The sequence below is a fragment of the Roseovarius sp. genome, from assembly GCF_965277045.1.
In the GTDB taxonomy this organism is placed as follows: Bacteria; Pseudomonadota; Alphaproteobacteria; order Rhodobacterales; family Rhodobacteraceae; genus Roseovarius.
Window position 1 is genome coordinate 3,388,925 of sequence record NZ_OZ255712.1, and the last position, 21,978, is coordinate 3,410,902.

Here is a 21,978-nt window from a genome sequence, read left to right on the forward strand (position 1 = left end):
CTCGAATACTCAATGTAACAGCCGCAGATCACAAGCGCAGCCGTCGGTTCACCCTAGTTCCGCCGGTCACGACGCGATGCGCGGCCGCCCGCTGACCTCAACCGTGATGACGGCCTCGAGGAACACCTCCCGCGCCTCGGCTTGCGCGGTCTTGATGTCGCGGGTAATGCCGGTCTGAAGGTCCTCGGCGCCCGCGGCGAGGGCGGTTTGGCGCGCGTCGGATTTCAAGACGTCTTCCAGCCGCTCCATCGCCTTTTCCGACTCAACGAAATCTTCCGGCCCGGTTTCCAAATGCACGCGAAACCGGCCTTCGGCGGGGCTGGTGATGGTGCCTTGCCGCCGGATCGTGACGCGCCCGACCACAGCGCCGATGGCATTGGCGACCCCGGCATGTTCCGGCAGGATCATGTCGCAACCAAGCCGCGCGCCCACCGCGGGATAATAGCTACTGGCCGAGGCGCCCAGCCCGATCACCGGCACGTTCAACCCGGTGTCCAGCCGCACCAAGCCGCGATGCTGGTCCAGCCCTTTCTGCATCAGGACATGCCGCGCCAATTGTGCGGCGGGCAGGCCGAAGTCTTCATCGCCCTCGGCAAAGGCAGTCTCTAACAAGGCCAAACTCGTTTGTTGCGTCAGTTGATCGACGATCATCTGTGCCATCGCCCCGGGGTCGGGACACAAGCGGTTGCCATTGCCAGTCCGCTTGCGCCCGATCAGCTGCACGGCCTTGCGCGCTGCCTCGGCATCCCAGGCATCGAGCCGCCCCAGAACGTGGCTGGCATCGGATGCTGTCACGCCCGCGACCTGCACGAGGCCCCGGGCCACAAGCCGACGCATCGCCGCGCTGTCCATCCGGTTGCGCAGCACCGCGCCCAGCGGTTTCACGCCCGTGCCGATCCGCTCCAGCAGGGCGGTGTCTTTCGGGCCCAGTCCGCCCGCGTCCACGCCCGGCACGATGCGCACGAAGCGCCCGTCGTGCTCGCCCGGCGTGTCATTGCGCAACTGGTCGTCCAGCACGGCGTGCTGGGCGGCCGGGTCTTCCAACGCGATCAGGCTGACCGGCACCACTCGGCGCGGGCCCAGCGTAACGCCGCCAACCAAGCCTTCGTCGATCACGTGCACCTCGCTGTCGCCACCAAGGCCCGTGGTGCGCATGGCGACCGCCTCGACCATCGTGCGCCACGGACCCACCTGCGCACCGGCCGGGTCGATCATGGGTCGGCCATTCCGCAGAACGGCGACATCCGTGGTGGTGCCGCCGATATCCGAGACCAACGCGTGATCGGCGCCGGTCATCCAGCGCGCCCCGACGATGCTGGCCGCCGGACCGCTGAGAATGGTCTCGATGGGGCGTTCGCGCGCTTGGACGCTGGATATCAGGGCACCGTCGCCGCGCACCACCATCAGCGGCGCGTCGATGCCGAACCGGGTGAGCGTGGCTTCGGCCTTTTCGATCAGCCGCGCGATCATGCCGATCAGCCGCGCGTTCAAGAGCGCGGTCAGCGCCCGCTTCGGCCCGTTCAGCTTGGCCGACAGGTGATGCGAGCAGCTGACCGGCTTGCCGGTGGCGGTGCGGATCATCTCGGCCACGCGCAGCTCGTGGCTGGGGTTGCGGGTGGCGAACTGGCTGGCGACGGCAAAGGCTGAGGCGCCCAGATCAGTCTCTAACCATGCGGAAAGCGCGGGTTCATCCAGCGCCGCAGCCTCGCTGCCCGCGTGGTTGTGCCCGCCGCCGAGCACCAGCGCCGGGTCCCCGGCCAGCGCCTCGGTCAGGCCGTGCGTGTCAAGGTCGCGCTCGCGAAAGCCGATATAGACCAGCCCGACGCGCCCGCCCTGTCCCTCGACCAGCGCATTCGTGGCCAGCGTGGTCGACAGCGAGGCAAGCCCGATCTGATCGGGCGTCACGCCGCTTTGGGCCAGAACCGCCTCGATCGCGTCGCCGATGCCGATGGACAGGTCCTGCCGGGTGGTCAGGGCCTTGGCGCTGGCGATCACCTCGCGCTCGTCGCGCACCAGAACAGCGTCGGTATAGGTGCCGCCGGTATCCACGCCCAGAAGTATCGCCATGATGGTCCCTTTCGTCCGGGGTTCGGTTACCGCCAAACGGCGGGCTAATCCCGTCCGTTTGCGGCATGATCGAGCCGCTTTACCGCCCATCGCGCCGCATCGGCCACGGTTGCATCGGGGTCGTCGCACAAATCCTGCGCCACCGGCGCCAGGTCGGGCCGGCCCGAGTTGCCGATGGCATACAGCACATTGCGGACGAAGCGGTCGCGCCCGATCCGCTTGATCGGGCTGCCCGAGAACCGGACGCGAAAGCCGGCGTCGTCCAGTCGCGCCAAGTCTGCCAGCGGCGGCGCGACCAGATCGTCGCGGGCGTGATAGCGCAGTTCGGTCGCCTCGACCGCAAACTTGTTCCACGGGCAGACGGCAAGGCAGTCGTCACAGCCATAAATCCGGTTGCCCATCTTTGCGCGCAACTCCTCGTCAACCGGGCCTTTGTGCTCGATCGTCAGGTAGGAGATGCAGCGCCGCGCATCCAGCTGGTAGGGCGCCGGAAACGCATCGGTCGGACAGATGTCCAGACAGGCGCGGCAAGAGCCGCAATGATCCTCTTCCGCAGAATCAGTGTCTATTTCGAGCGTCGTGAAGACCGACCCGATGAAGAACCAACTGCCCATCTGGCGGCTCACGAGGTTGGTGTGCTTGCCCTGCCACCCGAGGCCCGCCGCCTCGCCCAAGGGCTTTTCCGGGACCGGCGCTGTGTCCACGAAAACCTTCACCTCGCCGCCCGCTTCGGCGATCAGCCAGCGCGCCAGACGTTTCAGCCGCTTTTTCACGATGTCGTGGTAGTCGCGGTTGCGGGCATAGACCGAAACGGTGCCAACCTCGGGGTCGTCCAGGGTCGCCATCGGGTCACTTTCGGGCGTATAGCTTTCGCCCAGCATGATCACCGACCGCGCCTCGGGCCACAGAACATCGGGCGCGCCGCGCCAGTGCGCCCGGTCGGCCAGCCACTCCATCTGTCCGTGATACCCCTTGTCCAGAAACGCGGCCAAACGCTCGGGCACCTGTGGCACGTCACCCGGCCGGCACACCCGGCAGAGGTCGAACCCTTCGGCCGAGGCTTGCGCAACCAGTCTCTGTTTCAGCCCATTCATGGCTCTTCTTCTGGCCAAAAATATCCTGGGGTGAGGCCGCAGGCCGAGGGGCAAAGCCCCTCAATATGTGCAGCCTGTCCTGGGAGTGCAAAACCGGTCGCCACTTTTGCGCGACACGCTCTAAAAATCAAGATCGGCATAATGCGCCGGCGGCGGGAACCCCGGCACCTGGTCGGCCAGGATGTTGCGGAAGGCCGGGCGCGACTTGATCTTGGCGTACCAGTCCTTGACCACGTCCGAGCGGTTCCAGTCCACGTCCGAGATATAGTCGAGACTCGACAGGTGCGCCGCGGCGGCGAAATCGGCCAGCGTCATCACATCGCCGGCCAGCCAGCGGCGGCGGTCCAGCAGCCATGCCATGTAATCGAGGTGGAACTTGATCGCCTTGGCGCCCGCCTTGACGTTGGTGCTGTCGGGAAAGCCCTTGCCCATCACCTTCTTGTTCACCCGCTCGTAGAGCAGTTTCGACGTCACCTCGTTGTGGAACTTATCGTCGAACCACGCCACCAGCCGGCGCACCTCGTAGCGGCCCTCGTGCGCCTTGGGCATCAGGGCGGGCTCGGGGTGCTTGTCTTCGAGGTACTCGCAGATCGGCGTGCTTTCCGACAGGGTCATGCCGTCCAGCCGCAGCACCGGCACCTTGCCGGCCGGGTTGCGGCGCAGGAAATCGGGGTCGGCTTCCCAGTAGCGTTCCTCCACCAGTTCACATTCGATCCGCTTCTCGGCGAGGCATAGCCGCACCTTGCGGCAGAAGGGCGAGAGTGGAACGTGATAGAGCTTGGCCATTGGGGGTCCGGTCATCTTGCGAAATCAGTCCTTCAATGCCCTGTAAGCGCGTCCATTTCAATCCTCGAAACACGCCGCGCGCCCGTCACGGCGAATCGTGGCCGCCCCGTCCATGATGCCGGCGGCGCGCCGGCGCGTGGCATCGCTGGGCCGGGACGCAGAGCGGTCCTTGGGATTGGGCAGGACGGCGGCCAGCCGCGCGGCCTGAACGTCGCTCAGCGCGTCCGGGGCGACATCGAAATAGTGCCGGGCGGCGGCGTCGATGCCGAAGATCCCCTCGTCGAACTCCGCCACGTTCAGATAAACCTCGATGATCCGCCGCTTGGACCAGAACAGCTCGACCACCGGGGTCAGCCCGGCCTCGAGCGCCTTGCGGGTCCAGCTGCGCCCGTGCCAGAGATAGACGTTCTTGACCACCTGCTGGCTGAGGGTCGACGCGCCGCGCCCGCTGCCGTCTTCCAGCGCGTCGCGGATGGCGTTCATGTCAAAGCCCCAGTGCAGGCAGAAATTGGCGTCCTCTGCCGCCACAAGCGACCGCGCCATCACGGGTGCCACGTCACCGAGCGGCACCCACCTGTGCCGGATCTCGCCCAGGCGAAACGCCTCCTGCTTCATGTAGAGCGTGTCGGGGGGCGCGAACCAGCGATGCGCCAGGACCGTGCCACAGACGATCACCACCACGATCAGGAACACGCGCACGACCCAGACCCGCGCCCACAGGACGGGGGCGGCGATCCGGTCCATCACCGAGGGTCTGGATTTTCTGCTGCTCGTTTTCCTGGCCATCGCTGCCCGCAATAGTGCAAACCGGGGTCCGATGGTCAATCGGCACTTTGTTCCGTCGGACCGTATCCGCGCCGGAGGCAAGGCGGACCCGCCCCCGGCCGGATCCGATATCAGACCCTATTCCGCGGGAATGGCGCTGTCCTCGATGCCGATCGGATGCTCCAGCTTGCCCAGCATCTCCTTCGGGCAGACCTGGACGAACTTGTCCTTCTCGGCGTCCCAGTATTGCAGGATCTCGCGCGCCCTGACGCTGCCGGTTTCCTCGGCATGGCGTTCGATCAGGTCCTTCAGCTCGGTCAGCCAGTGCAGTTCGGTGACCGGGCAGGTCACCACGGATTCGCGGTTGATCAGCTTGTCGGTCGCGCCTTCGGGATCATAGAGGAAAGCCATGCCGCCGGTCATGCCCGCGGCAAAGTTCGCGCCGACCGGCCCGAGGATCGCGGCCACGCCGCCGGTCATGTATTCGCAGCCATTGCTGCCGCAGCCCTCGATCACGACCTTGGCGCCCGAGTTGCGCACGGCAAAGCGTTCACCGGCGCGGCCGGCGGCAAAGAGATAGCCCGCGGTCGCCCCGTAAAGGACGGTGTTGCCGATGATCGTGTTCTCCGCCGCCTCCAGCGGGCTGACCATGGGCGGGCGCACCACGATGGTCGCGCCCGACAGGCCCTTGCCGACATAGTCGTTGGCATCGCCCGACACCTCTATTTTCAGCCCCGGCGCGGCGAAGGCGCCAAGGCTTTGGCCGGCAGAGCCCGTCAGCTTGACGGTCAGGTGATCGGGTTGCAGCGCGTTGCGCATGCCGAAGTTGCGGACGATATGGCTGCTGACGCGGGTGCCCACGGTGCGGTGCGTGTTTTGCACCGCATAGTGAAGCTGCATCTTCTCGCCATCGTTGAGGAACCGCGCGGCGTCGCGCACGATTTCCGCGTCCAGCGTATCGGGCACCTCGTTGCGCGGCTTGTTGCGGTCGTAGGTGATGTGCTGCGCTCCATCCACGGTGATCAGCATCGGGTTGAGGTCGAGATCATCCAGATGCGCCGACCCACGGCTGACCTGGGTCAGCAGGTCGGCACGCCCGATCACGTCATCGAGGCTGCGGGCGCCGATGCTGGCCAGTATCTCGCGCACTTCCTGCGCGTAGAAGGTGATCAGGTTCACCACCTTGTCGGCATTGCCGGTGAACTTTTCACGCAGAGATTCGTCCTGGGTACACACGCCCACGGGGCAGGTGTTGGACTGGCACTGACGCACCATGATGCAGCCCATCGCAATGAGGGCGGCGGTGCCGATGCCGTATTCCTCGGCCCCCATCATCGCGGCCATGACGATGTCGCGCCCGGTGCGCAGGCCGCCATCGGTCCGCAGGGTGATGCGGTCGCGCAGGTTGTTCATCGACAGAACTTGGTGCGCCTCGGTCAGGCCCATTTCCCAGGGCAGGCCGGCATATTTGATCGACGTGGCGGGCGACGCGCCCGTGCCGCCATTGTGACCCGAAATCAGGATCACGTCGGCCTTGGCCTTGGCGACACCGGCGGCGATGGTGCCGACGCCGGATTGCGACACCAGCTTGACGCAGACCTTCACCATCGGGTTGATCTGCTTCAGGTCATAGATCAGCTGCGCCAGATCCTCGATCGAGTAGATGTCGTGGTGCGGCGGCGGTGAAATAAGCGTCACGCCCTCGGTCGAGTGGCGCAGGCGCGCGATCAGCTTGGTCACCTTCATGCCCGGAAGCTGCCCGCCCTCGCCGGGCTTGGCGCCCTGGGCCACCTTTATTTCAAGCTCTTCGCACTGGTTGAGGTATTCCGCCGTCACGCCGAAGCGGCCCGAGGCGACCTGCTTGATCTTGGCTGACGGATTGTCGCCGTTGGGTTCGGGCACGAAATGCGCCGGATCCTCGCCGCCCTCGCCACTGTCGGAGCGCGCGCCGATGCGGTTCATGGCGACGTTGAGGGTCTTGTGCGCCTCGGGGGAAAGCGCCCCCAGCGACATGCCCGGCGTCACGAACCGCTTGCGGATCGCGGTGACGCTTTCCACCTCTTCCAGCGGCACGGCGTTGCCCATGGGCTTGATCGCCATCAGGTCGCGCAGGTGAATCGGCGGGTTGGCCTGCATCGCCTGGCTGTAGCGTTTCCACAGCTCGAAGCTGGCCTTGTTGCAGGCCATCTGCATCATGTGCATCGTCTGCGCGCCCCAGGCGTGGGTCTCGCCCGATTTGCGCGACTTGTAGAAACCGCCGATGGGCAGCACGTTCTTGCCGCCGCGGAAGGCGGTGGCGTGGATTTCCTCCAGCTTGGCCTGGATACCGCTGATCCCGATGCCGGAAATACGGCTGGTGAGGCCCGGGAAATACTCGGCACACATGGCGCGGCTCAGGCCCACGGCCTCGAAATTCAGGCCGCCGCGATAGGACGAGATGACGCTGATGCCCATCTTCGACATGATCTTCAGCAGGCCCTGGTCGATGGCGAGGCGATAGCGCGCCACGGCCTCGGTCAGCGAGCAGTCCAGCAGTCCGCGCTCGATCCGGTCGGCCAGGCTGTCCTCGGCGAGATAGGCGTTGACCACGGTGGCGCCCGCGCCAATCAGGACGGCAAAGTAATGCGGGTCGATGCATTCCGCCGAACGGACATTCAGGCTGGTAAAGGTCCGCAGACCCTTGCGGGTGAGGTGGCTGTGCACGGCGCTGGTCGCCAGGATCATCGGCATGGCGATGCGCGTCTCGGAAACGCCCTGGTCGGTCAGCACGATGTGCCCGGCACCCGAGCGCACGGCATCCTCGGCCTCGGCCCGGATGCGTTCCAGCCCGGCCTTGAGCGCGCCTTTGCCGGCCTCGAAGGTGCAGTCGATCTCGCACAGGTCGGCATTCAGGCAGCCCAGCATGGCCTGCCATTGCGCGTTGCCGACAAAGGGGCTTTCCAGCACCATGATCTCGGTCTGGGCGCTGGATTCATCCAGCACGTTCTTGAGGTTGCCGAACCGGGTCTTCAGGCTCATGACGCGGAATTCGCGCAGGCTGTCGATCGGCGGGTTGGTCACCTGGCTGAAGTTCTGGCGGAAATAGTGACTGAGCGGGCGGTATTTCTTGGACAGGACCGCGCTGGGCGTGTCGTCGCCCATGCTGGCCACGACCTCCTTGCCGTCCTCGGCCATGGGGGCGAGAACCTGTTCCAGCTCTTCCACGGAATAGCCCGCGGCGATCTGGCGGCGGCGCAGGTCGGTGCCTGAACATGTCGCCGTCTCGGTCACGCCGGCCAGTTGCTCGTCGAGGTCGGTGATCTTGCCCACCCATTCGTCGAAGGGCAGGGCGCGCGCCAGTTTGTCCTTGATCTCGGTGTCGTGGTAAAGCAGCCCCTTCTGCGTGTCGACGGCCAGCATCTGGCCCGGGCCCAGCGCGCCTTTTTCACGCACCGTCGCCTCGTCGATCGGGACCATTCCGGCCTCGGACCCTGCGATGACGAGGCCGTCACCCGTCACGACATAGCGCATCGGGCGCAACCCGTTCCGGTCGAGCCCGGCACAGACCCAGCGGCCATCGGTCATTGCCAGCGCGGCGGGGCCATCCCACGGCTCCATCACCGAGTTGCAGTAGGAATACATGTCGCGCCACGCAACGGGCAGTTCCTCGGCCTGCTTCGACCAGCTTTCTGGCACCAGCATGGTTTTCGCCATGGGCGCCGAGCGCCCGGCGCGCACCAGAACCTCGAAAACAGAGTCTAACGCGGCGGAATCCGACGATCCTTGCGCGATGATCGGCTTGATGTCCTCGGCCATCTCGCCAAAGGATTGCGAGGCCATGCGGATCTCGTGGCTTTTCATCCAGTTGGTGTTGCCCTTCAGCGTGTTGATCTCGCCGTTATGGGCGAGCATGCGGAAGGGTTGCGCCAGCCACCATTGCGGGAAGGTGTTGGTGGAATAGCGCTGGTGATAGATGGCGAAGTTCGACTTGAACCGCTCATCCTTGAGATCGGGATAGAATTCCGCGACCTGCTCCGCCAGCATCATGCCCTTGTAGATGATGCTGCGGCAGCTGAGCGACGCGATATAGAGCTGGCCAACGCCCGCGGCGGCGGCGGCTTTCTCGATCCGGCGGCGGATGACGTAAAGCTCGCGCTCGAAATCCTCTTCGTCGATGCCCTTGGCGTTGGAAATCAGGATCTGCTCGATCTCGGGGCGGGTGGCGTTGGCCTTTTCGCCCAGCACGCTGATGTCCACCGGCACGTGGCGCCAGCCATAAATGTAATGGCCCATGCGCAGCACTTCGGTTTCCACGATGGTCCGGCAGGTTTCCTGCGCGCCGAAATCCGTGCGCGGCAGAAACACCTGTCCCACCGCCAGCAACTGGTTCTCTCGCGGCTCGTGGCCGGTGCGCTGCACCTGATCATAGAAGAACGGCACGGGGATCTGGATGTGAATGCCCGCGCCATCGCCGGTCTTGCCGTCGGCATCCACGGCACCGCGGTGCCAGATCGCCTTCAGCGCGTCGATCCCGGACTCGACCACCTTGCGGCTGGCCTTGCCATTGACGGACACCACCAGGCCGACGCCGCAGGACGAATGTTCTTCTTCCTGCGAATACATGCCGTTCTCGGCCATCCACTTGCGCTTTTCCTCTTCGCGCGAGGCCCATTTTGCATCGAATTTCGTCATCACAATACCCTTTCAGTGGGTGCGGGCATGGCCCGGAAAACAGTCTCTAAGCTGTCGAAATACGCTTATTCCGCCGCCACCGCCGTTGCACCGGCGTCCATCTCCTGCAAGATCGCCTCAGCCGCGTCGCGCCCGTCGCGGATGGCCCAGACCACCAGTGACGCGCCGCGCACGATGTCGCCCACGGCATAGACGCCGGGCAGGGACGTCTTGCCGGTGGTGAACTCGGCGCGGATCGTGCCCCAGCGGGTCACGGTCAGCTCGTCCTGACCCCAGAGCGTCGGCAGCTCCTCGGCCTCGAAGCCCAGCGCCTTGATCACCAGATCGGCGGGCTCGTCGTAATCGGCGCCTTCGATCTCTTCGGGGCTTTGCCGGCCCGTCGCGTCGGGTGAGCCAAGGCGCATCTGCTGCACCTTGACCGACGTGACCGGGTCGCCGTGGAACGCCTTGGGGGCGGAAAGCCACTCGAATTCCACACCTTCTTCCTCGGCGTTCATCACCTCGCGCTGCGAGCCCGGCATGTTGGCCCTGTCGCGGCGATAGAGACACTTCACGGACGTGGCGCCCTGCCGGATCGCGGTGCGCACACAGTCCATCGCGGTGTCGCCGCCGCCGATCACGATGACGCGCTTGCCCTCGGCATTCAGCTCGCCGCTTTCGAACTCGGGCACATCGTCGCCAAAACTCTTGCGGTTCGACGCGGTGAGATAGTCGATGGCGCGCACGATGCCGGCGGCACCGGCGCCGGGGCCGGGCAGTTCGCGGCTTTTATAAACGCCCGTGGCGATCAGAACAGCGGTGTGTTTCTGGCGGATCTCATCAAAGGTGATGTCGGTGCCCACGTCACAGTTCAGCACGAACTCGACGCCGCCTTTTTCCAACTGGTCGTTGCGGCGCATGACAACGTGCTTTTCCAGCTTGAAGCCGGGGATACCGTAGGTCATCAGCCCGCCCGCGCGGTCGTAGCGGTCATAGACCGTGACCTGCACGCCGGCATTGCGCAGCACGTCGGCGGCGGCCAGCCCGCCGGGGCCCGCGCCGATGATGCCGACGCTTTCCTCGCGCTCCTGGAGGGGCGCGATGGGCTGCACCCAGCCTTCTTCCCAGGCGGTGTCGGTGATGTATTTCTCGACCGCGCCGATGGTGACGGTGCCGTGGCCCGATTTCTCGATCACGCAGTTGCCTTCGCACAGGCGGTCCTGGGGGCAGATTCGGCCACAGATCTCGGGGAAGGTGTTGGTCGCCTGGCTGACCTCGTAGGCCTCCTGCAACCGCCCCTCGGCGGTCAGGCGCAGCCAGTCGGGGATGTTGTTGTGCAACGGGCAATGGTTCTGGCAATAGGGCACGCCGCACTGGCTGCACCGGCCGGACTGCTCCTTGGCCTTTTCGTCGGCGTATTCCGCATAGATCTCGTTGAAATCTTCCCGGCGCGCATCAGAGGTGCGCTTGGTGGGCATGTCCCGCTCGACGGACACGAATTTCAGCATCGGTGTTTTTGCCACGATTCTCTCCAAAGATCGCCTCGGTCTACATGGTCTAGTGCAAGGTCGTGATAAAATAAAGTCAGCACAGTTGACCTATATTCCATTATTTTTATCTTTAAGGGCGGGTCACGTCAAGTTTGATCAAAAAACTAGGTCCGATCCGGTTATAAATGTACGCTTCCCTCGGACTCCGATTGCGGTATAGCTAGGAAAAAAAGACACGAGCAGGGTCGGGCAGATGCCGCTTTTCCATCTCATCCTCGTCGCCGTGATCCAGGGGATAACCGAGTTTCTGCCGGTCTCCTCTTCGGGTCACCTGATATTGTTGCCGGGCCTGACCGGACTGGACGACCAGGGACAGGCGATCGACGTGGCGGTGCATGTCGGCACGCTGTTCGCCGTGATCCTGTATTTCTGGTCCGACGTGAAACTGGCGCTGTCGGGACTGCCCCGCGCCGTCACGGGGCGGATCGACACGGAAGGGTCCAAGCTGGCCTTCCTGCTGATCGTGTCGTCGATCCCCGTGGTGGCCTTTGGCGTGCTCTTGAAGATGACGGGGCTGGACGACGACATGCGCTCGATCGCCGTGATCGGCTGGACGATGCTGGTCTTCGGCATCGTGCTCTACTGGTCCGACCAGGCCGGCGAGGCGACGCGCGAGACGCGCGACTGGACGTTGCGCGATGCCATGGTGATGGGCGTCTGGCAGGCCATCGCGCTGATCCCCGGTACCTCGCGGTCGGGGATCACGATCACCGGCGCGCGGTTCATGGGCTACGGGCGGTCCGACGCGGCGCGGCTGTCGATGCTGATGTCGATCCCCGTGATCATCGAAAGCGGCACGTTGCTTGGCGCAGAGGCAGTCTACACCGCCAATGTCGGGCTGATCCGGGACAGCGCCATCGCCGCCGCGTTCGCCTTTGTCTCGGCGCTTCTGGCGCTGACCCTGATGATGCGGCTCTTGCGCAGCGTGTCGTTCACGCCTTACGTGATCTACCGGATCATCCTTGGCGTCGTGCTGCTGATCGTGGCCTATTCGTAATCCGGCACGGCGCTATAGCGCTCGGGGATGAACAGCGCATAGGTCAGGAAACCCCAGTAATCGTCCCAGGCGGGATCGGTCACGCTGACCGTGACGGTGGAAAAGTGCCGCCCCGTCACCGTGTTGATCCCGAAGTAAAGCGCCGTGCCGCGCCACTTCTCGGCCATCGCGGGCGAGGCGCACCACAGGTGCAAGGTGTCGCCCAGCGGCAGATCCAGCGACATGAGCACATGCCCCTTGCGCGCCATGGCTTTCTCGATCGCGCGAACATGGCCGCCGAATCCGTGGCGGAAGGCGCGCCACTGATCCGCCGTTGGCCCGGAGTCAGGGTCTACCTCACCCGGAAACAGGTCCATCACATCCTTGCGCGGATCGCCCGCGAAGTCGGCCAGCCCCTGCTGTTCCAGCACCAGCGGCATCTCGAAGATGTACTTGTCCTCGAGTCCCAGCAGATACCCCTGCGCGTCGAGCAGGCTGATGATCCCGCGCAGCGTGCGTTCGGGCGCCGGGGCGTCTTCGAGGCCGTAAAAGCCGATGGTTTCCAGCGTCGTGGGCGGCGTTTCGATCAGCGTGCGGGCGGTGGACATGACCTGCGGGTCATTGCCCGAGACGTCCCGTGCAAAATCCAGGAACAATTGCGCCTGCTGTTCCGGGATCGGTTGCGCCGCGGTCGCGAGCGCCGAGGAAACAAGCAGGAGCGCCGCCCATATCGCGCGGCGGATCATCCCTGGCGCAGGTTGCGCGCCGATTCCTTGATGTCCGAATACTGGCCGGAGGGGCGGAACCGCCACAGGTAATCGGACAGCACCGCCTCCATCGCCGTGGGATGGATACCCAGCGCATCGAGGCCCTTTGCGCCCTCCGACACCACGTTGTCACGCTTCAGGCTGTCGACCTGGTCGCGCGTGATCTGTGCCGGGATCAGGCCACCGCTGAGAAATTCCACGCCGTCCATCACGATGCCCAGGGGCCGCGCAAGGGCGAAGGGGATGTTCACAATCAGGCGACGGCGGCGAATGACACCCAGCATCTGCTGCATCAACTCGCGGAACGTGTGCACATCCGGCCCGCCCAGTTCATAGATGCCGGGCGCGGCGTCGCCGGTGGCGCCCATCACCGCGGCCTCGGCCACGTTGTCGACATAGACCGGCTGAAACTTCGTGCCGCCACCGACCACGGGCAGAAGGGGCGCAAACCGCGTCATGCCGGCGAAGCGGTTAAAGAAGTTGTCCTCGGCTCCGAAGATGACCGAGGGGCGCAGGATCACGGCCTCGGGCATATGCTCCAGCACGGCCTCTTCGCCCTTGGCCTTGGACTGACCGTAAAGGCTGGGCCCGTCAGCGTCGGCGCCGATGGCCGAGATCTGGACCATGCGGCCAACGCCCATTTCCGACGCCATCTTCGCCACGCGGCGCGCGCCCTCGACCTGGATGGCGTCAAAGTTGTTCTTGCCCCGCCGGTCGAACGTGCCGACGCAGTTGATCACCGCGTCCGCGCCGCGCATCACCGAGCGCACGCTATCATCGTCGCGAAGGTTGCAGGCGACCGGCGCGACCTGTCCCACCACGCCATAGGGCTTGACGAAGATCGCCTCGTGCGGGCGGCGCACCGCGACCCGCACGCGCCAGCCCTTCTGTGCCATCCGCCGCGCGATGTACCGCCCCACAAACCCCGATCCGCCGTAAATGGTGACAAGCCTGGACATCATGGTGCTCCCGTCTGCGCCTTTGGGTTCCATTCTACTAGACGTGATGGTGGAAATCGACAAGGCGAATTGACCAATGCGAATTATCCGCACGAATCCACGTTGACACGCCCCGGCCAGATGTCTAAATGCGCCTCCACGACACCTGCCCAGGTGGCGGAATTGGTAGACGCGCTAGCTTCAGGTGCTAGTGTCCGTATGGACGTGGAGGTTCGAGTCCTCTCCTGGGCACCAAGAATCCCCCGAAAGATACTGTTAAGATAATCCTGTCCGGCGGGGTTTCTTTCTCTATCCCGCCAATTCGACACCCTTTCACGATCGCTGACAGATCGTGCCAAGCGCGCTGGCCGACATGTTGCGCGCGCTTCCGAAGGCCATACGTGAGCACGAGGTCGCCCAGTGTCCGGCGCTCTCCATACCATCGTTGTCGTCCAGGCATTGCCGCGACACTGATCCGCTCACGGACGATCGCGGACAGCGGCATCCCGCTGAAATCCGCCCTCGTCCGAATTTCGACGTGGCACTCGATGACCAACCCATTAGCCAGAGCGAAAATGGAGCGAGTCGAGTCGCTACCTGATAAGAGCAGGAGCAGAGCAATACCGTGTCTTCCCGTCACGCCAAGGACCGGCGCGCAGGCGCGCCGGCAATCATCAAACCATTCCAGATTCGCGGTCGGTTCCTGACCGCGCTTGCCATCCGGCTCGAAGGTACGCCGCCTGACGACGCCTTTTACCAGGCACTGGACGAACAGTTGCAGCAGACGCCGCAGTTCTTTTCCGAGGCTCCGGTGGTGCTCGATTTCTCCAAGGCCCCCGGCATCGCCACGACCGAAAAGATACGCGATCTCACGAAGGCGCTGCGCGAACGCAACCTGCTGGTTTTCGGTGTGCAGAACGCGGGCCCCGTGGATCAACCGGCCCTGCAGGCCATGGGGCTCATTCCGATCGTCGCCGCCGGACGGGATGCACCGGGTCCGAACGATGGCGCTCGCCGCAAGCGTGGGATCGAGAAGTTGCTGCCGCCTGACAACAAGATCGTCACCGCCCCGGTCCGGTCGGGTCAGACCGTGCTGGCTGACCGTGGCGACCTGACCGTTGTCGGCTCGGTGGCGTCAGGTGCGGAACTGGTCGCCAGCGGCAATATTCATGTTTACGGCACCTTGCGGGGCCGGGCCATGGCAGGCGCGCATGGCGACGCGAAAGCGCGCATCTTCTGTCGGAAACTCGACGCTGAACTGGTGGCTATCGCCGGTCTCTACCAGACCAGCGAGACGCTCGCCCCTGAGGCACGCGGCCGTTGCGCTCAAATTTTCCTCGAAGACGAGAAACTATGCATGGAGGCGATCACATGACGGAGCAACTGAAGGAGGATCCGCCCCTCGGCCGGGTCGTCGTAATCACGTCGGGCAAGGGCGGCGTCGGCAAGACGACCTCGGCTGCGGCCATCTCGGCCGGACTGGCCAAGATGGGTTACAAGACCGTGGTGATCGACTTCGACGTCGGCCTTCGTAACCTCGACATGACCATGGGCTGCGAACGCCGCGTGGTGTTCGACTTCATCAACGTCATCCAGGGTGATGCGCGGCTCAAGCAGGCGCTGATCCGTGACAAGCGGTTGGAAAACCTCTCCATCCTGCCCACCTCGCAGACGCGCGACAAGGACGCCCTGACGAAGGAGGGGGTCGAGACAGTGCTGAACGAACTGAAGCAGGAGTTCGACTACATCATCTGCGACAGTCCTGCCGGAATCGAACGCGGCGCGCAGCTCGCGATGTATTTCGCCGACGAGGCCGTGGTCGTGACCAATCCCGAGGTCTCTTCCGTGCGGGACAGTGATCGCGTACTTGGTCTGCTGAGCAGCCAGACGCAGCGCGCGGAAACCGAAGGCTCCGAACCCGTCAAGGCGCAGGTCCTGCTGACACGCCACGACCGGACGCGGATAGAGAACGGCGAGATGATGACGGTCGAGGACGTGCTGGAAATCCTGGCAGTGCCCTTGCTGGGCATCATTCCCGAAAGTCAGGCGGTTCTGCGCGCGTCGAATATCGGCACGCCCGTCATACTGGACGAACCTTCTGCCGCGTCCCGATCCTACGAGGACGCGGTTGCGCGGTTAACCGGCCAGGAGGTGGAAATGCGGATCGCGGGCGAGCGTCGCCCGGGTCTCTTTCACCGGCTGTTTGGACGGTCGGCATGAACCTGTTCGGCCTCAATCTCGGATCGCGCCGCGCGAAATCGGCACAGACGGCCAAGGATCGCCTTCAGATCCTGCTTGCGCATGAACGCAGCCGTGGCTCCGGCACACCGGACTACCTGCCGGACCTTCAGCGGGACATCGTGCAGGCGGTCCGGAAATACGTCGATATCGAGATCGAAGATGTCGACATCCGGATGGACCGGAGCAGGGACATCTCGAGCCTCGAGATCAATGTCGAGATCCCCGCTGACAAAAAGCCCGGATCGGACCCGAAAGCCTGACGGCACGGCTCCCTCCGGGCCTTGCACGCCCGGTGCCCGGGCGCCGGTCATGCGCCAAAGATCAGGCGGGAACGCTTGCAGGAACAGCCCGTGGCGAATGAGCGTTGTGTGTCGGTGTCGCTTCAGACCTTGTCGCGGGGCCTCTCGGGTTACAGCGCCCCGCACGGACTGGCGAAGGCGTCTTGACCGCGGGGAGTTCGGGAAGATGCACCGGCCGCGAGCAGTCTGTCCCGACTTGTTATCCTGCAGTTCAGGCGGCATAATACCGTTCCAAGCCATTCTGGACTCTACGCTGGCCCCGTCTGTCGCGTGCCGGATAGCCAAATCCCGACATTTTCCACGCGGAGCCTGAGCCGAATGGGCTATAATCACGACTTTTCCGGTCATACAGACAAGCTGCACTGTATCCGGCCCGTTCAATGGCGCCAGTTCGACAACGCGCTGGTCGCTCATTGGGAAGCCAGTGGCGACCGTGGTGCCACGGGGCAGTATGTCTCGGCCAACCCACGGCTGAGCATCTTCTTCGACGACATGAGTTCGATCTCGGCTACGACAGCCAGCGGGAGCGGACGATTGGCCCGCGCCATCTTCGTGCCGGCGGGCATGGAGCTTCGCACCCGTTTTTCCAAACCGCTCAGGTTCGCCCATGTTGATATTCACATCGACTACGCCTGGGCGATCCAGTTCCTGTCCAGCGCGATCCCCCGCTCCAGCGCAATCGAGGTGTTGGAAAATCCGGTCGAGCGCGACGACGTCACGGATATCGAGCCGCTGGCGCGTTTGTTGGTTCAGGAAATAGAAAACCCGACCCGCCATGGGCTTTTCGTCGAGAACCTGGTGAATTGCCTGATCACGGCACTGCTGGACTTGGACCAGCAAAGCACGAAAACCGGCAACGCCCGACTGACCGCGGCGCAGATGCGCCGTGTTGCGCGGCGCATCGAACAAGCGCGCGGTCACAGGCTCAGCATCGCGCAGATGGCCGAAAGCGTGAACCTGTCGGAAAGCTGGTTCTCGCTGGTATTCAAGAACACGACCGGCATGTCGCCACACCAGTGGCAGCTGAACAAGCGGCTTGAACAGGCGCGGGCCCTTCTGACCGATACCGATCTCAGCGTGGCGGACATCGCGGACCGGCTGGGTTTTTCCGACCAGGCCCACCTGACCCGGGCATTCCGCCAGCTTGTCGGCAGAACTCCCGGAAGCTGGCGGCGGGATCGACGGGGCGCCGACCTTTGGAGCAGGCCCCGGCAGACGGACTGACCCTGCCGCCCGTGGGCACGAGTGGTCACCAACTGCGGCGCAGGGCAGCCGTGATTGTCCGGCCCTGGTTGTAGAAATCCGCCGTCCCTCGTCCCACGACATACTGCTCGTCGAAGATATTGCTGAGATTGACCTGCAGTTCCGTGTTCTCCGCCAACTCGTATGAGAAGGACGCATCGAACAGGAACTGGTCGGGACTTTTGCCATTGTTGTTGTAGGCATTGTAATAATAGCTGCCGACATAGCGCGCACCAAGACCCACGGACATGTCCCCCAGCGATCCGGTCGTCGGCACGTCGTAGGTCAGCCACAGCGAGGCCATATGCTCGGGCACCGACGCGAACTGGTTGCCATCCACCGTCACGCCACGGACATTGCCGCGCACGAACTCGGAATCCTGATAACTGTAGCCGCCGGAAAGGGTCAGCCCTTGGGTCAGTTCGGCGCGCGCTTCCAGTTCCAGGCCGCGAACGCGGGATTCACCGATGGTCTGACGCTCGATCACGCCGCTGGGCAGCACAACCGGCACCACGACGTTCTTCTTGGTCAGATCGTAAAGGGACGCTGTGAACAGGGCGTTTATGTTCTGCGGTTGGTACTTGAGCCCGATCTCGTACTGTTCGCCGCGCTCGGGATCGGTGCCGATGGAGGGCGGCGCGACCGACTGGACATAGCTGGCATAGGTCGACATCTGGTCCGTGATCTTGTAGGTCAGCGCCCCCCGCCACGAGGTTTCGGAAAAATCGGCGCTTGTCGTCGTCGCCGTCAGGCGGTCGGTGTTGGTAATGTCCAGCCAGTCGTGACGCACGCCCGCTGTCACGATGAATTGGTCCGCGAAGGAGAAGTTCTGTTGAACGAAGACCGATTGCGTTGAAAAATCGTTCTCCTGCACGCTGTAGGGCGTGACCCCGGTCGGCGCACCGGAATAGACCGGGTTGTTGACGTCGATCGGCGTGTAGGCCCCGAAGATCGACGCGCTGGTGGTCGACGCATCACGAAACTCCAGCCCGGCCAGCGTGCTGCTGTCAACGCTGCCGAAACTGGTGTCGTACTGCAAAATCACGTTGCCAATCACCTCTTCCGCGGTGCTGTCCGTACCGAAATAGAAACGGTCCACCATCGTTCCGACACGGGCCGCGTTGTCGGAGATGTAGACATAGGCGAAGTCGTCAGTGAGGTCGCTGTAGCGCAGGTTCGCGTTCAGCCGCAGACCGTTGCGGAAATCGTGCTGGAACCCGGCCGACACCGTCAGTCGCTCGACATCGTGATAATTGAAACCGGGCTCGCCGAAGAACTGGCTGCGGTCGTATTCCCGGTCTATCGGGTAACCGCCGCTGTTCGGTGTGGTGTCGCGATCTAGATAATCCAGCGTGAAGGTCAGCTTGGTATCCTCGCTGGGCGACCATGCGAAAGATCCGAGCAGGAACGTCTCGTCGTCCCGCGAGAAATCATAGTCCAGCTCCGAGTCCTGCACCTTCCCCACGAAACGGTAGGCAAGCGTCCGATCCTCGTTCAGGACATCGCCGAAGTCGAAGCCCAACTCGGTGTGATTGTTGGTGCCGTAAGAGCCGTAGACCTCGCCGAACCGTTCGAATTTCGGCGTCTTGGTCACGAAATTGAGGGTGCCGCCGGGATCGGACGTGCCGAACAAGGTGGAGTTGCCGCCCTTCATCACCTCGACCCGTTCGAACGCATATGGTTCCTCGCGCACGCCGCGCATCGTTCCCAGTGTCAGTCCGTCGCGATAGGTGGAGGCCTGGAAACCGCGCACGAGGTAGTAGTCGTTGCGATCGTCGGTCCCGTAATAATCGGTGACGATGCCGGGGGTATATTCCAGCAGGTCTTCCACCTTGTCGACGTTGCGTTCTTCGAATTCCTTCTGCGTGATGACCGACACCGACGCGGGCGTGTCAAGAACGCTGGTCGCGACCTTGCCGCCGGTCCAAAGCTCCTTGGCGATGGTCGAATTGGCGTCGTCATCCGCCTCGGCGCCGGCATCGACGAAGATCGTTCCAAGCCGGTAGGGTTCGCCGCCAGTGCCGTCCTCCGCCGTGGCTGCCAGCGGGAACGCCACCAGCGCCGTGCAGCCGAGGAGTGCCGCGGTCGCGCGGGCCGGGCCGGGATAAGACGTTCGGTGTTTTCTCAAGAGTGCCCCCATGACGTGCTTCCATTCTTCTGTCATTTCTTGCGTGCTGGCGTGCTGGCGTGCTGTGCACCGCGACGTTGCGATGGCGCTGCCGGCACCCGAGGACGTGCCCGGATTCCCGCTGGCTGTTCTTTGCCAAACCCCTGCCCGGATGCATTCGGCCGGGTCAGGCGTCGACGGCACATAGCGCAGGATCGCGCGGAGATGTATTGTATTTTCCGATTGTTTTTGTCAGATTCTCTGTAAAATTGACAGAATTTGTCGGATTTGCGGCTTCGGACCACATGCGCTGCTTGACGGCACGAAACGGAAACGACTAGCCGAAGGCAGTCCTTGTCCCCAGACCGCAGCGACCGGAGGCTCAGGAATCCAATGTTCAGACGTATGAAAATCAGTGTCATGGTGCTTGCCCTTTGGCTTGCCGCAGCCCTGGTGCCGCCCGCGGCCGCGCAGGAGTTTCCGGTCACGATCGACCATGCCTTCGGCACGACGACCGTGCCGTCGCGGCCCGAGCGTGTTGTAACCGTCGCCTGGGCCAATCACGAAGTGCCCCTGGCATTGGGGATCGTTCCGGTCGGGTTCGCCCGGGCGAATTTCGGGGACGATGACGGTGACGGGGTTCTGCCCTGGGTCGCCGAACGACTGGCGGAGCTGGGCGCCCAAACGCCTGTGTTGTTCGACGAAGGGGACGGTATCGACTTCGAGGCGGTGGCCGCCACCCATCCCGACATCATCCTTGCAGCCTATTCCGGCCTGTCGCAATCCGAGTACGAAATCCTGAGCAGGATTGCCCCGACCGTCGCCTACACGGACGGACCCTGGTCGACCGGCTGGCGTGAGATGATCCGCCTGAATGCCGCCGGACTTGGCCTGGCGACCGAAGGAGACGCACTCGTCGCCGATCTCGAGGCGCGCATCGCCGAAGTGTCCGCACGCCACCCCGAAATCGCCGGGAAGAGCGCGATGTTCGTCACGCATCTCGATGTCCGGGACCTGAGCGTGATCCGCTTCTATTCCGCGAACGATCCGCGTGTCCGCTTCCTCGAAGACCTCGGTCTGACCTCACCGCAGGCGGTCTTGGACGCCACCGAACCGGGGCGCTATGCGGGAGAGATAAGCGCCGAGAAGATCGACATGTTCGATGACGTCGATATCGTTGTCACCTACGGCGGCGAAACCCTGATGGAGCGGGTCTCGGAAAACCCGCTGACCTCGCGGATGAAGACGATCAAGACCGGGTCGGTCGTGCTGTTGGGCAACGATCCGGTGGGCACGGCCGCCAACCCCACGCCCCTGTCGATTCCCTTCGTGCTGGAGGATTACGTCGCACGGCTGGCAGACGCGGCGCGCAAGGCGGAATGACCGACGCAGTCCCCACAGAGGCGACCTTTGCAGCCTTGCGACGCACCCGGAGCAACCGGCTCGCGTGGCTGATCGTCGTTCTGGCGGTGCTTGGCCTGGCCTGCCTGGTGTCGGTCAGCCTGGGCACGCGCGCGGTTGGATGGGGCGATATCCTGGCAGGCGTCACAGGCTCCACCGAAACGATTGCGCAGGCGGTCGTGGCCGTTCGAGTGCCCCGCACGATACTCGCGGTCCTCGCCGGGGCCGCGCTTGGGCTGGCCGGAGCCGTCATGCAAGGTGTGACCCGCAACCCGCTGGCCGATCCCGGCATACTGGGCGTCAATGCGGGTGCGGCGATGGCCGTGGTGATCGGCATCGCGTGGTTCGGGATGCAGACGCTCGACGCGTTTCTCTGGACCGCGATCCTGGGGGCCGGATTGGCCGCCTGTTTCGTCTACGCCATCGGGTCGCTCGGGCGAGGCGGTGCGACACCGCTGAAGCTGGCTTTGGCCGGTGCGGCGACGGCCATCGCGACATCCTCTTTCACGATCGCGATCATCCTGCCGCGCAACGATATCGCCGGGGGTGTACGGTCCTGGCAGGTCGGCGGGATCGGCGGCGCCAGTTTCGATGCCATCCTGCCCTGCCTGCCCGTCCTGCTGGCCGGCCTGATCCTGTGCCTGCTGTCCGCCCGCAGCCTGAACCTGCTCGCCCTGGGCGACGACGCGGCGGCCGGACTGGGCGCGAATGTGGTCATGGCGCGGGCAAGCGCGGCGCTGGGGGCTGTGCTGCTTTGCGGGGCGACCACCGCGATCTGCGGTCCGATCGGTTTTGTCGGGCTGGTCGTGCCGCACATATGCCGGCTGCTTGTGGGCGTGGATCACCGCTGGCTCCTGCCGTTCGCAGCCCTGACGGGTGCGATCCTTCTGATCGGCGCGGACGTCATCGGACGCATCGTGGCCCGCCCCTCCGAGATGGATGTGGGCATCGTCACGGCCTTCATCGGTGCGCCGGTCTTCATCTGGATCGTGCGCAAACGGCGGGTTCGCGACCTGTGAGCGATCTTGCGCATAGGGACGCGACCGCGTGGATCGCGGCGCTGCGCCTGTCGCGGCGAAGGGCACGCTTGCAGCT

Annotated in this window: 16 protein-coding genes and 1 tRNA gene; 8 read left to right on the forward strand and 9 right to left on the reverse strand. The window is 64.3% G+C overall.

Annotated elements, in window-relative coordinates; all coding sequences use genetic code 11:
* Positions 1-66: 66 nt before the first annotated feature.
* The 6 genes from ACQY4V_RS16925 to ACQY4V_RS16950 all read right to left on the reverse strand — a co-directional run bounded on the left by ACQY4V_RS16925 (position 67) and on the right by ACQY4V_RS16950 (position 10,885).
* Entirely contained in the window at positions 67-2,067 is a 2,001-nt protein-coding gene (locus tag ACQY4V_RS16925) for a hydantoinase/oxoprolinase N-terminal domain-containing protein (protein WP_428513675.1), read from the reverse strand.
* A gap of 44 nt (positions 2,068-2,111) precedes the next feature.
* Complete coding sequence (queG, locus tag ACQY4V_RS16930; protein WP_428513677.1) at positions 2,112-3,161, reverse strand: tRNA epoxyqueuosine(34) reductase QueG; 1,050 nt, start codon at positions 3,159-3,161, stop codon at positions 2,112-2,114.
* Between the two features lie 120 nt (positions 3,162-3,281).
* Positions 3,282-3,947: a glutathione S-transferase family protein gene (locus ACQY4V_RS16935; protein WP_428517279.1), complete on the reverse strand. Its 666-nt coding sequence runs from the start codon at positions 3,945-3,947 to the stop codon at positions 3,282-3,284.
* A gap of 57 nt (positions 3,948-4,004) precedes the next feature.
* Positions 4,005-4,691, reverse strand: coding sequence for a monofunctional biosynthetic peptidoglycan transglycosylase (gene mtgA, locus ACQY4V_RS16940; protein ID WP_428513679.1), 687 nt, complete (start codon positions 4,689-4,691; stop codon positions 4,005-4,007).
* 159 nt (positions 4,692-4,850) lie between these two features.
* Complete coding sequence (gene gltB, locus ACQY4V_RS16945; protein ID WP_428513681.1) at positions 4,851-9,383, reverse strand: glutamate synthase large subunit; 4,533 nt, start codon at positions 9,381-9,383, stop codon at positions 4,851-4,853.
* A 65-nt stretch (positions 9,384-9,448) separates the two neighbouring features.
* Entirely contained in the window at positions 9,449-10,885 is a 1,437-nt protein-coding gene (locus ACQY4V_RS16950) for an NAD(P)-dependent oxidoreductase (RefSeq protein ID WP_428513683.1), read from the reverse strand.
* 220 nt (positions 10,886-11,105) lie between these two features.
* Here ACQY4V_RS16950 and ACQY4V_RS16955 point away from each other — a divergent pair, with 220 nt between their 5' ends.
* Entirely contained in the window at positions 11,106-11,909 is an 804-nt protein-coding gene (locus ACQY4V_RS16955) for an undecaprenyl-diphosphate phosphatase (protein WP_428513685.1), read from the forward strand.
* Here the strand turns inward: ACQY4V_RS16955 and ACQY4V_RS16960 are convergent.
* A complete protein-coding gene (locus ACQY4V_RS16960) occupies positions 11,900-12,634 on the reverse strand; it encodes a hypothetical protein (protein ID WP_428513687.1) in 735 nt (244 codons plus the stop codon). The two genes, ACQY4V_RS16955 and ACQY4V_RS16960, sit on opposite strands and share 10 nt — an antisense overlap.
* Entirely contained in the window at positions 12,631-13,614 is a 984-nt protein-coding gene (locus tag ACQY4V_RS16965; RefSeq protein WP_428513689.1) for a complex I NDUFA9 subunit family protein, read from the reverse strand. Before ACQY4V_RS16965 ends, ACQY4V_RS16960 begins: the two co-directional genes overlap by 4 nt.
* Positions 13,615-13,761: 147 nt before the next feature.
* Between ACQY4V_RS16965 and ACQY4V_RS16970 the strand changes: the two genes are divergently transcribed.
* From ACQY4V_RS16970 to ACQY4V_RS16990, 5 genes are all read left to right on the forward strand, one after another.
* Positions 13,762-13,848 (forward strand) — tRNA-Leu (locus ACQY4V_RS16970).
* A 370-nt stretch (positions 13,849-14,218) separates the two neighbouring features.
* On the forward strand, positions 14,219-14,968 hold the full coding sequence (gene minC, locus ACQY4V_RS16975; protein ID WP_428513691.1) for a septum site-determining protein MinC: 750 nt from the start codon (positions 14,219-14,221) through the stop codon (positions 14,966-14,968).
* Complete coding sequence (gene minD / locus ACQY4V_RS16980) at positions 14,965-15,813, forward strand: septum site-determining protein MinD (RefSeq protein ID WP_428513693.1); 849 nt, start codon at positions 14,965-14,967, stop codon at positions 15,811-15,813. The genes minC and minD overlap by 4 nt, the downstream gene beginning before the upstream one ends.
* The gene (minE, locus tag ACQY4V_RS16985) at positions 15,810-16,094 is read left to right on the forward strand and encodes a cell division topological specificity factor MinE (protein ID WP_428513695.1); all 285 of its coding nucleotides are present in this window, start codon (positions 15,810-15,812) and stop codon (positions 16,092-16,094) included. The genes minD and minE overlap by 4 nt, the downstream gene beginning before the upstream one ends.
* A 357-nt stretch (positions 16,095-16,451) precedes the next feature.
* Positions 16,452-17,357: a helix-turn-helix domain-containing protein gene (locus ACQY4V_RS16990; RefSeq protein WP_428513697.1), complete on the forward strand. Its 906-nt coding sequence runs from the start codon at positions 16,452-16,454 to the stop codon at positions 17,355-17,357.
* A gap of 25 nt (positions 17,358-17,382) precedes the next feature.
* Here ACQY4V_RS16990 and ACQY4V_RS16995 read toward each other — a convergent pair whose 3' ends face one another.
* The gene (locus ACQY4V_RS16995; RefSeq protein ID WP_428517281.1) at positions 17,383-19,515 is read right to left on the reverse strand and encodes a TonB-dependent siderophore receptor; all 2,133 of its coding nucleotides are present in this window, start codon (positions 19,513-19,515) and stop codon (positions 17,383-17,385) included.
* Positions 19,516-19,902: 387 nt separating this feature from the next.
* Here ACQY4V_RS16995 and ACQY4V_RS17000 point away from each other — a divergent pair, with 387 nt between their 5' ends.
* Both ACQY4V_RS17000 and ACQY4V_RS17005 read left to right on the forward strand, forming a co-directional pair.
* Positions 19,903-20,865: an iron-siderophore ABC transporter substrate-binding protein gene (locus ACQY4V_RS17000; RefSeq protein ID WP_428513699.1), complete on the forward strand. Its 963-nt coding sequence runs from the start codon at positions 19,903-19,905 to the stop codon at positions 20,863-20,865.
* On the forward strand, positions 20,862-21,902 hold the full coding sequence (locus ACQY4V_RS17005) for a FecCD family ABC transporter permease (protein ID WP_428513701.1): 1,041 nt from the start codon (positions 20,862-20,864) through the stop codon (positions 21,900-21,902). Before ACQY4V_RS17000 ends, ACQY4V_RS17005 begins: the two co-directional genes overlap by 4 nt.
* The last annotated feature ends 76 nt before the right edge of the window (positions 21,903-21,978 follow it).

What these genes read in the sequence shown, in the direction of transcription:
- ACQY4V_RS16995 (WP_428517281.1), bottom strand. Translation starts at nt 19,515, where the DNA reads ATGGGGGCACTCTTGAGAAAACACCGAACGTCTTATCCCGGCCCGGCC.
- minD (WP_428513693.1), top strand. Translation starts at nt 14,965, where the DNA reads ATGACGGAGCAACTGAAGGAGGATCCGCCCCTCGGCCGGGTCGTCGTA.
- ACQY4V_RS17000 (WP_428513699.1), top strand. Translation starts at nt 19,903, where the DNA reads ATGGTGCTTGCCCTTTGGCTTGCCGCAGCCCTGGTGCCGCCCGCGGCC.
- ACQY4V_RS16990 (WP_428513697.1), top strand. Translation starts at nt 16,452, where the DNA reads ATGGGCTATAATCACGACTTTTCCGGTCATACAGACAAGCTGCACTGT.
- ACQY4V_RS16955 (WP_428513685.1), top strand. Translation starts at nt 11,106, where the DNA reads ATGCCGCTTTTCCATCTCATCCTCGTCGCCGTGATCCAGGGGATAACC.
- ACQY4V_RS16965 (WP_428513689.1), bottom strand. Translation starts at nt 13,614, where the DNA reads ATGTCCAGGCTTGTCACCATTTACGGCGGATCGGGGTTTGTGGGGCGG.
- gltB (WP_428513681.1), bottom strand. Translation starts at nt 9,383, where the DNA reads ATGACGAAATTCGATGCAAAATGGGCCTCGCGCGAAGAGGAAAAGCGC.
- ACQY4V_RS16935 (WP_428517279.1), bottom strand. Translation starts at nt 3,947, where the DNA reads ATGGCCAAGCTCTATCACGTTCCACTCTCGCCCTTCTGCCGCAAGGTG.
- queG (WP_428513677.1), bottom strand. Translation starts at nt 3,161, where the DNA reads ATGAATGGGCTGAAACAGAGACTGGTTGCGCAAGCCTCGGCCGAAGGG.
- mtgA (WP_428513679.1), bottom strand. Translation starts at nt 4,691, where the DNA reads ATGGACCGGATCGCCGCCCCCGTCCTGTGGGCGCGGGTCTGGGTCGTG.
- ACQY4V_RS16925 (WP_428513675.1), bottom strand. Translation starts at nt 2,067, where the DNA reads ATGGCGATACTTCTGGGCGTGGATACCGGCGGCACCTATACCGACGCT.
- minE (WP_428513695.1), top strand. Translation starts at nt 15,810, where the DNA reads ATGAACCTGTTCGGCCTCAATCTCGGATCGCGCCGCGCGAAATCGGCA.
- ACQY4V_RS17005 (WP_428513701.1), top strand. Translation starts at nt 20,862, where the DNA reads ATGACCGACGCAGTCCCCACAGAGGCGACCTTTGCAGCCTTGCGACGC.
- ACQY4V_RS16960 (WP_428513687.1), bottom strand. Translation starts at nt 12,634, where the DNA reads ATGATCCGCCGCGCGATATGGGCGGCGCTCCTGCTTGTTTCCTCGGCG.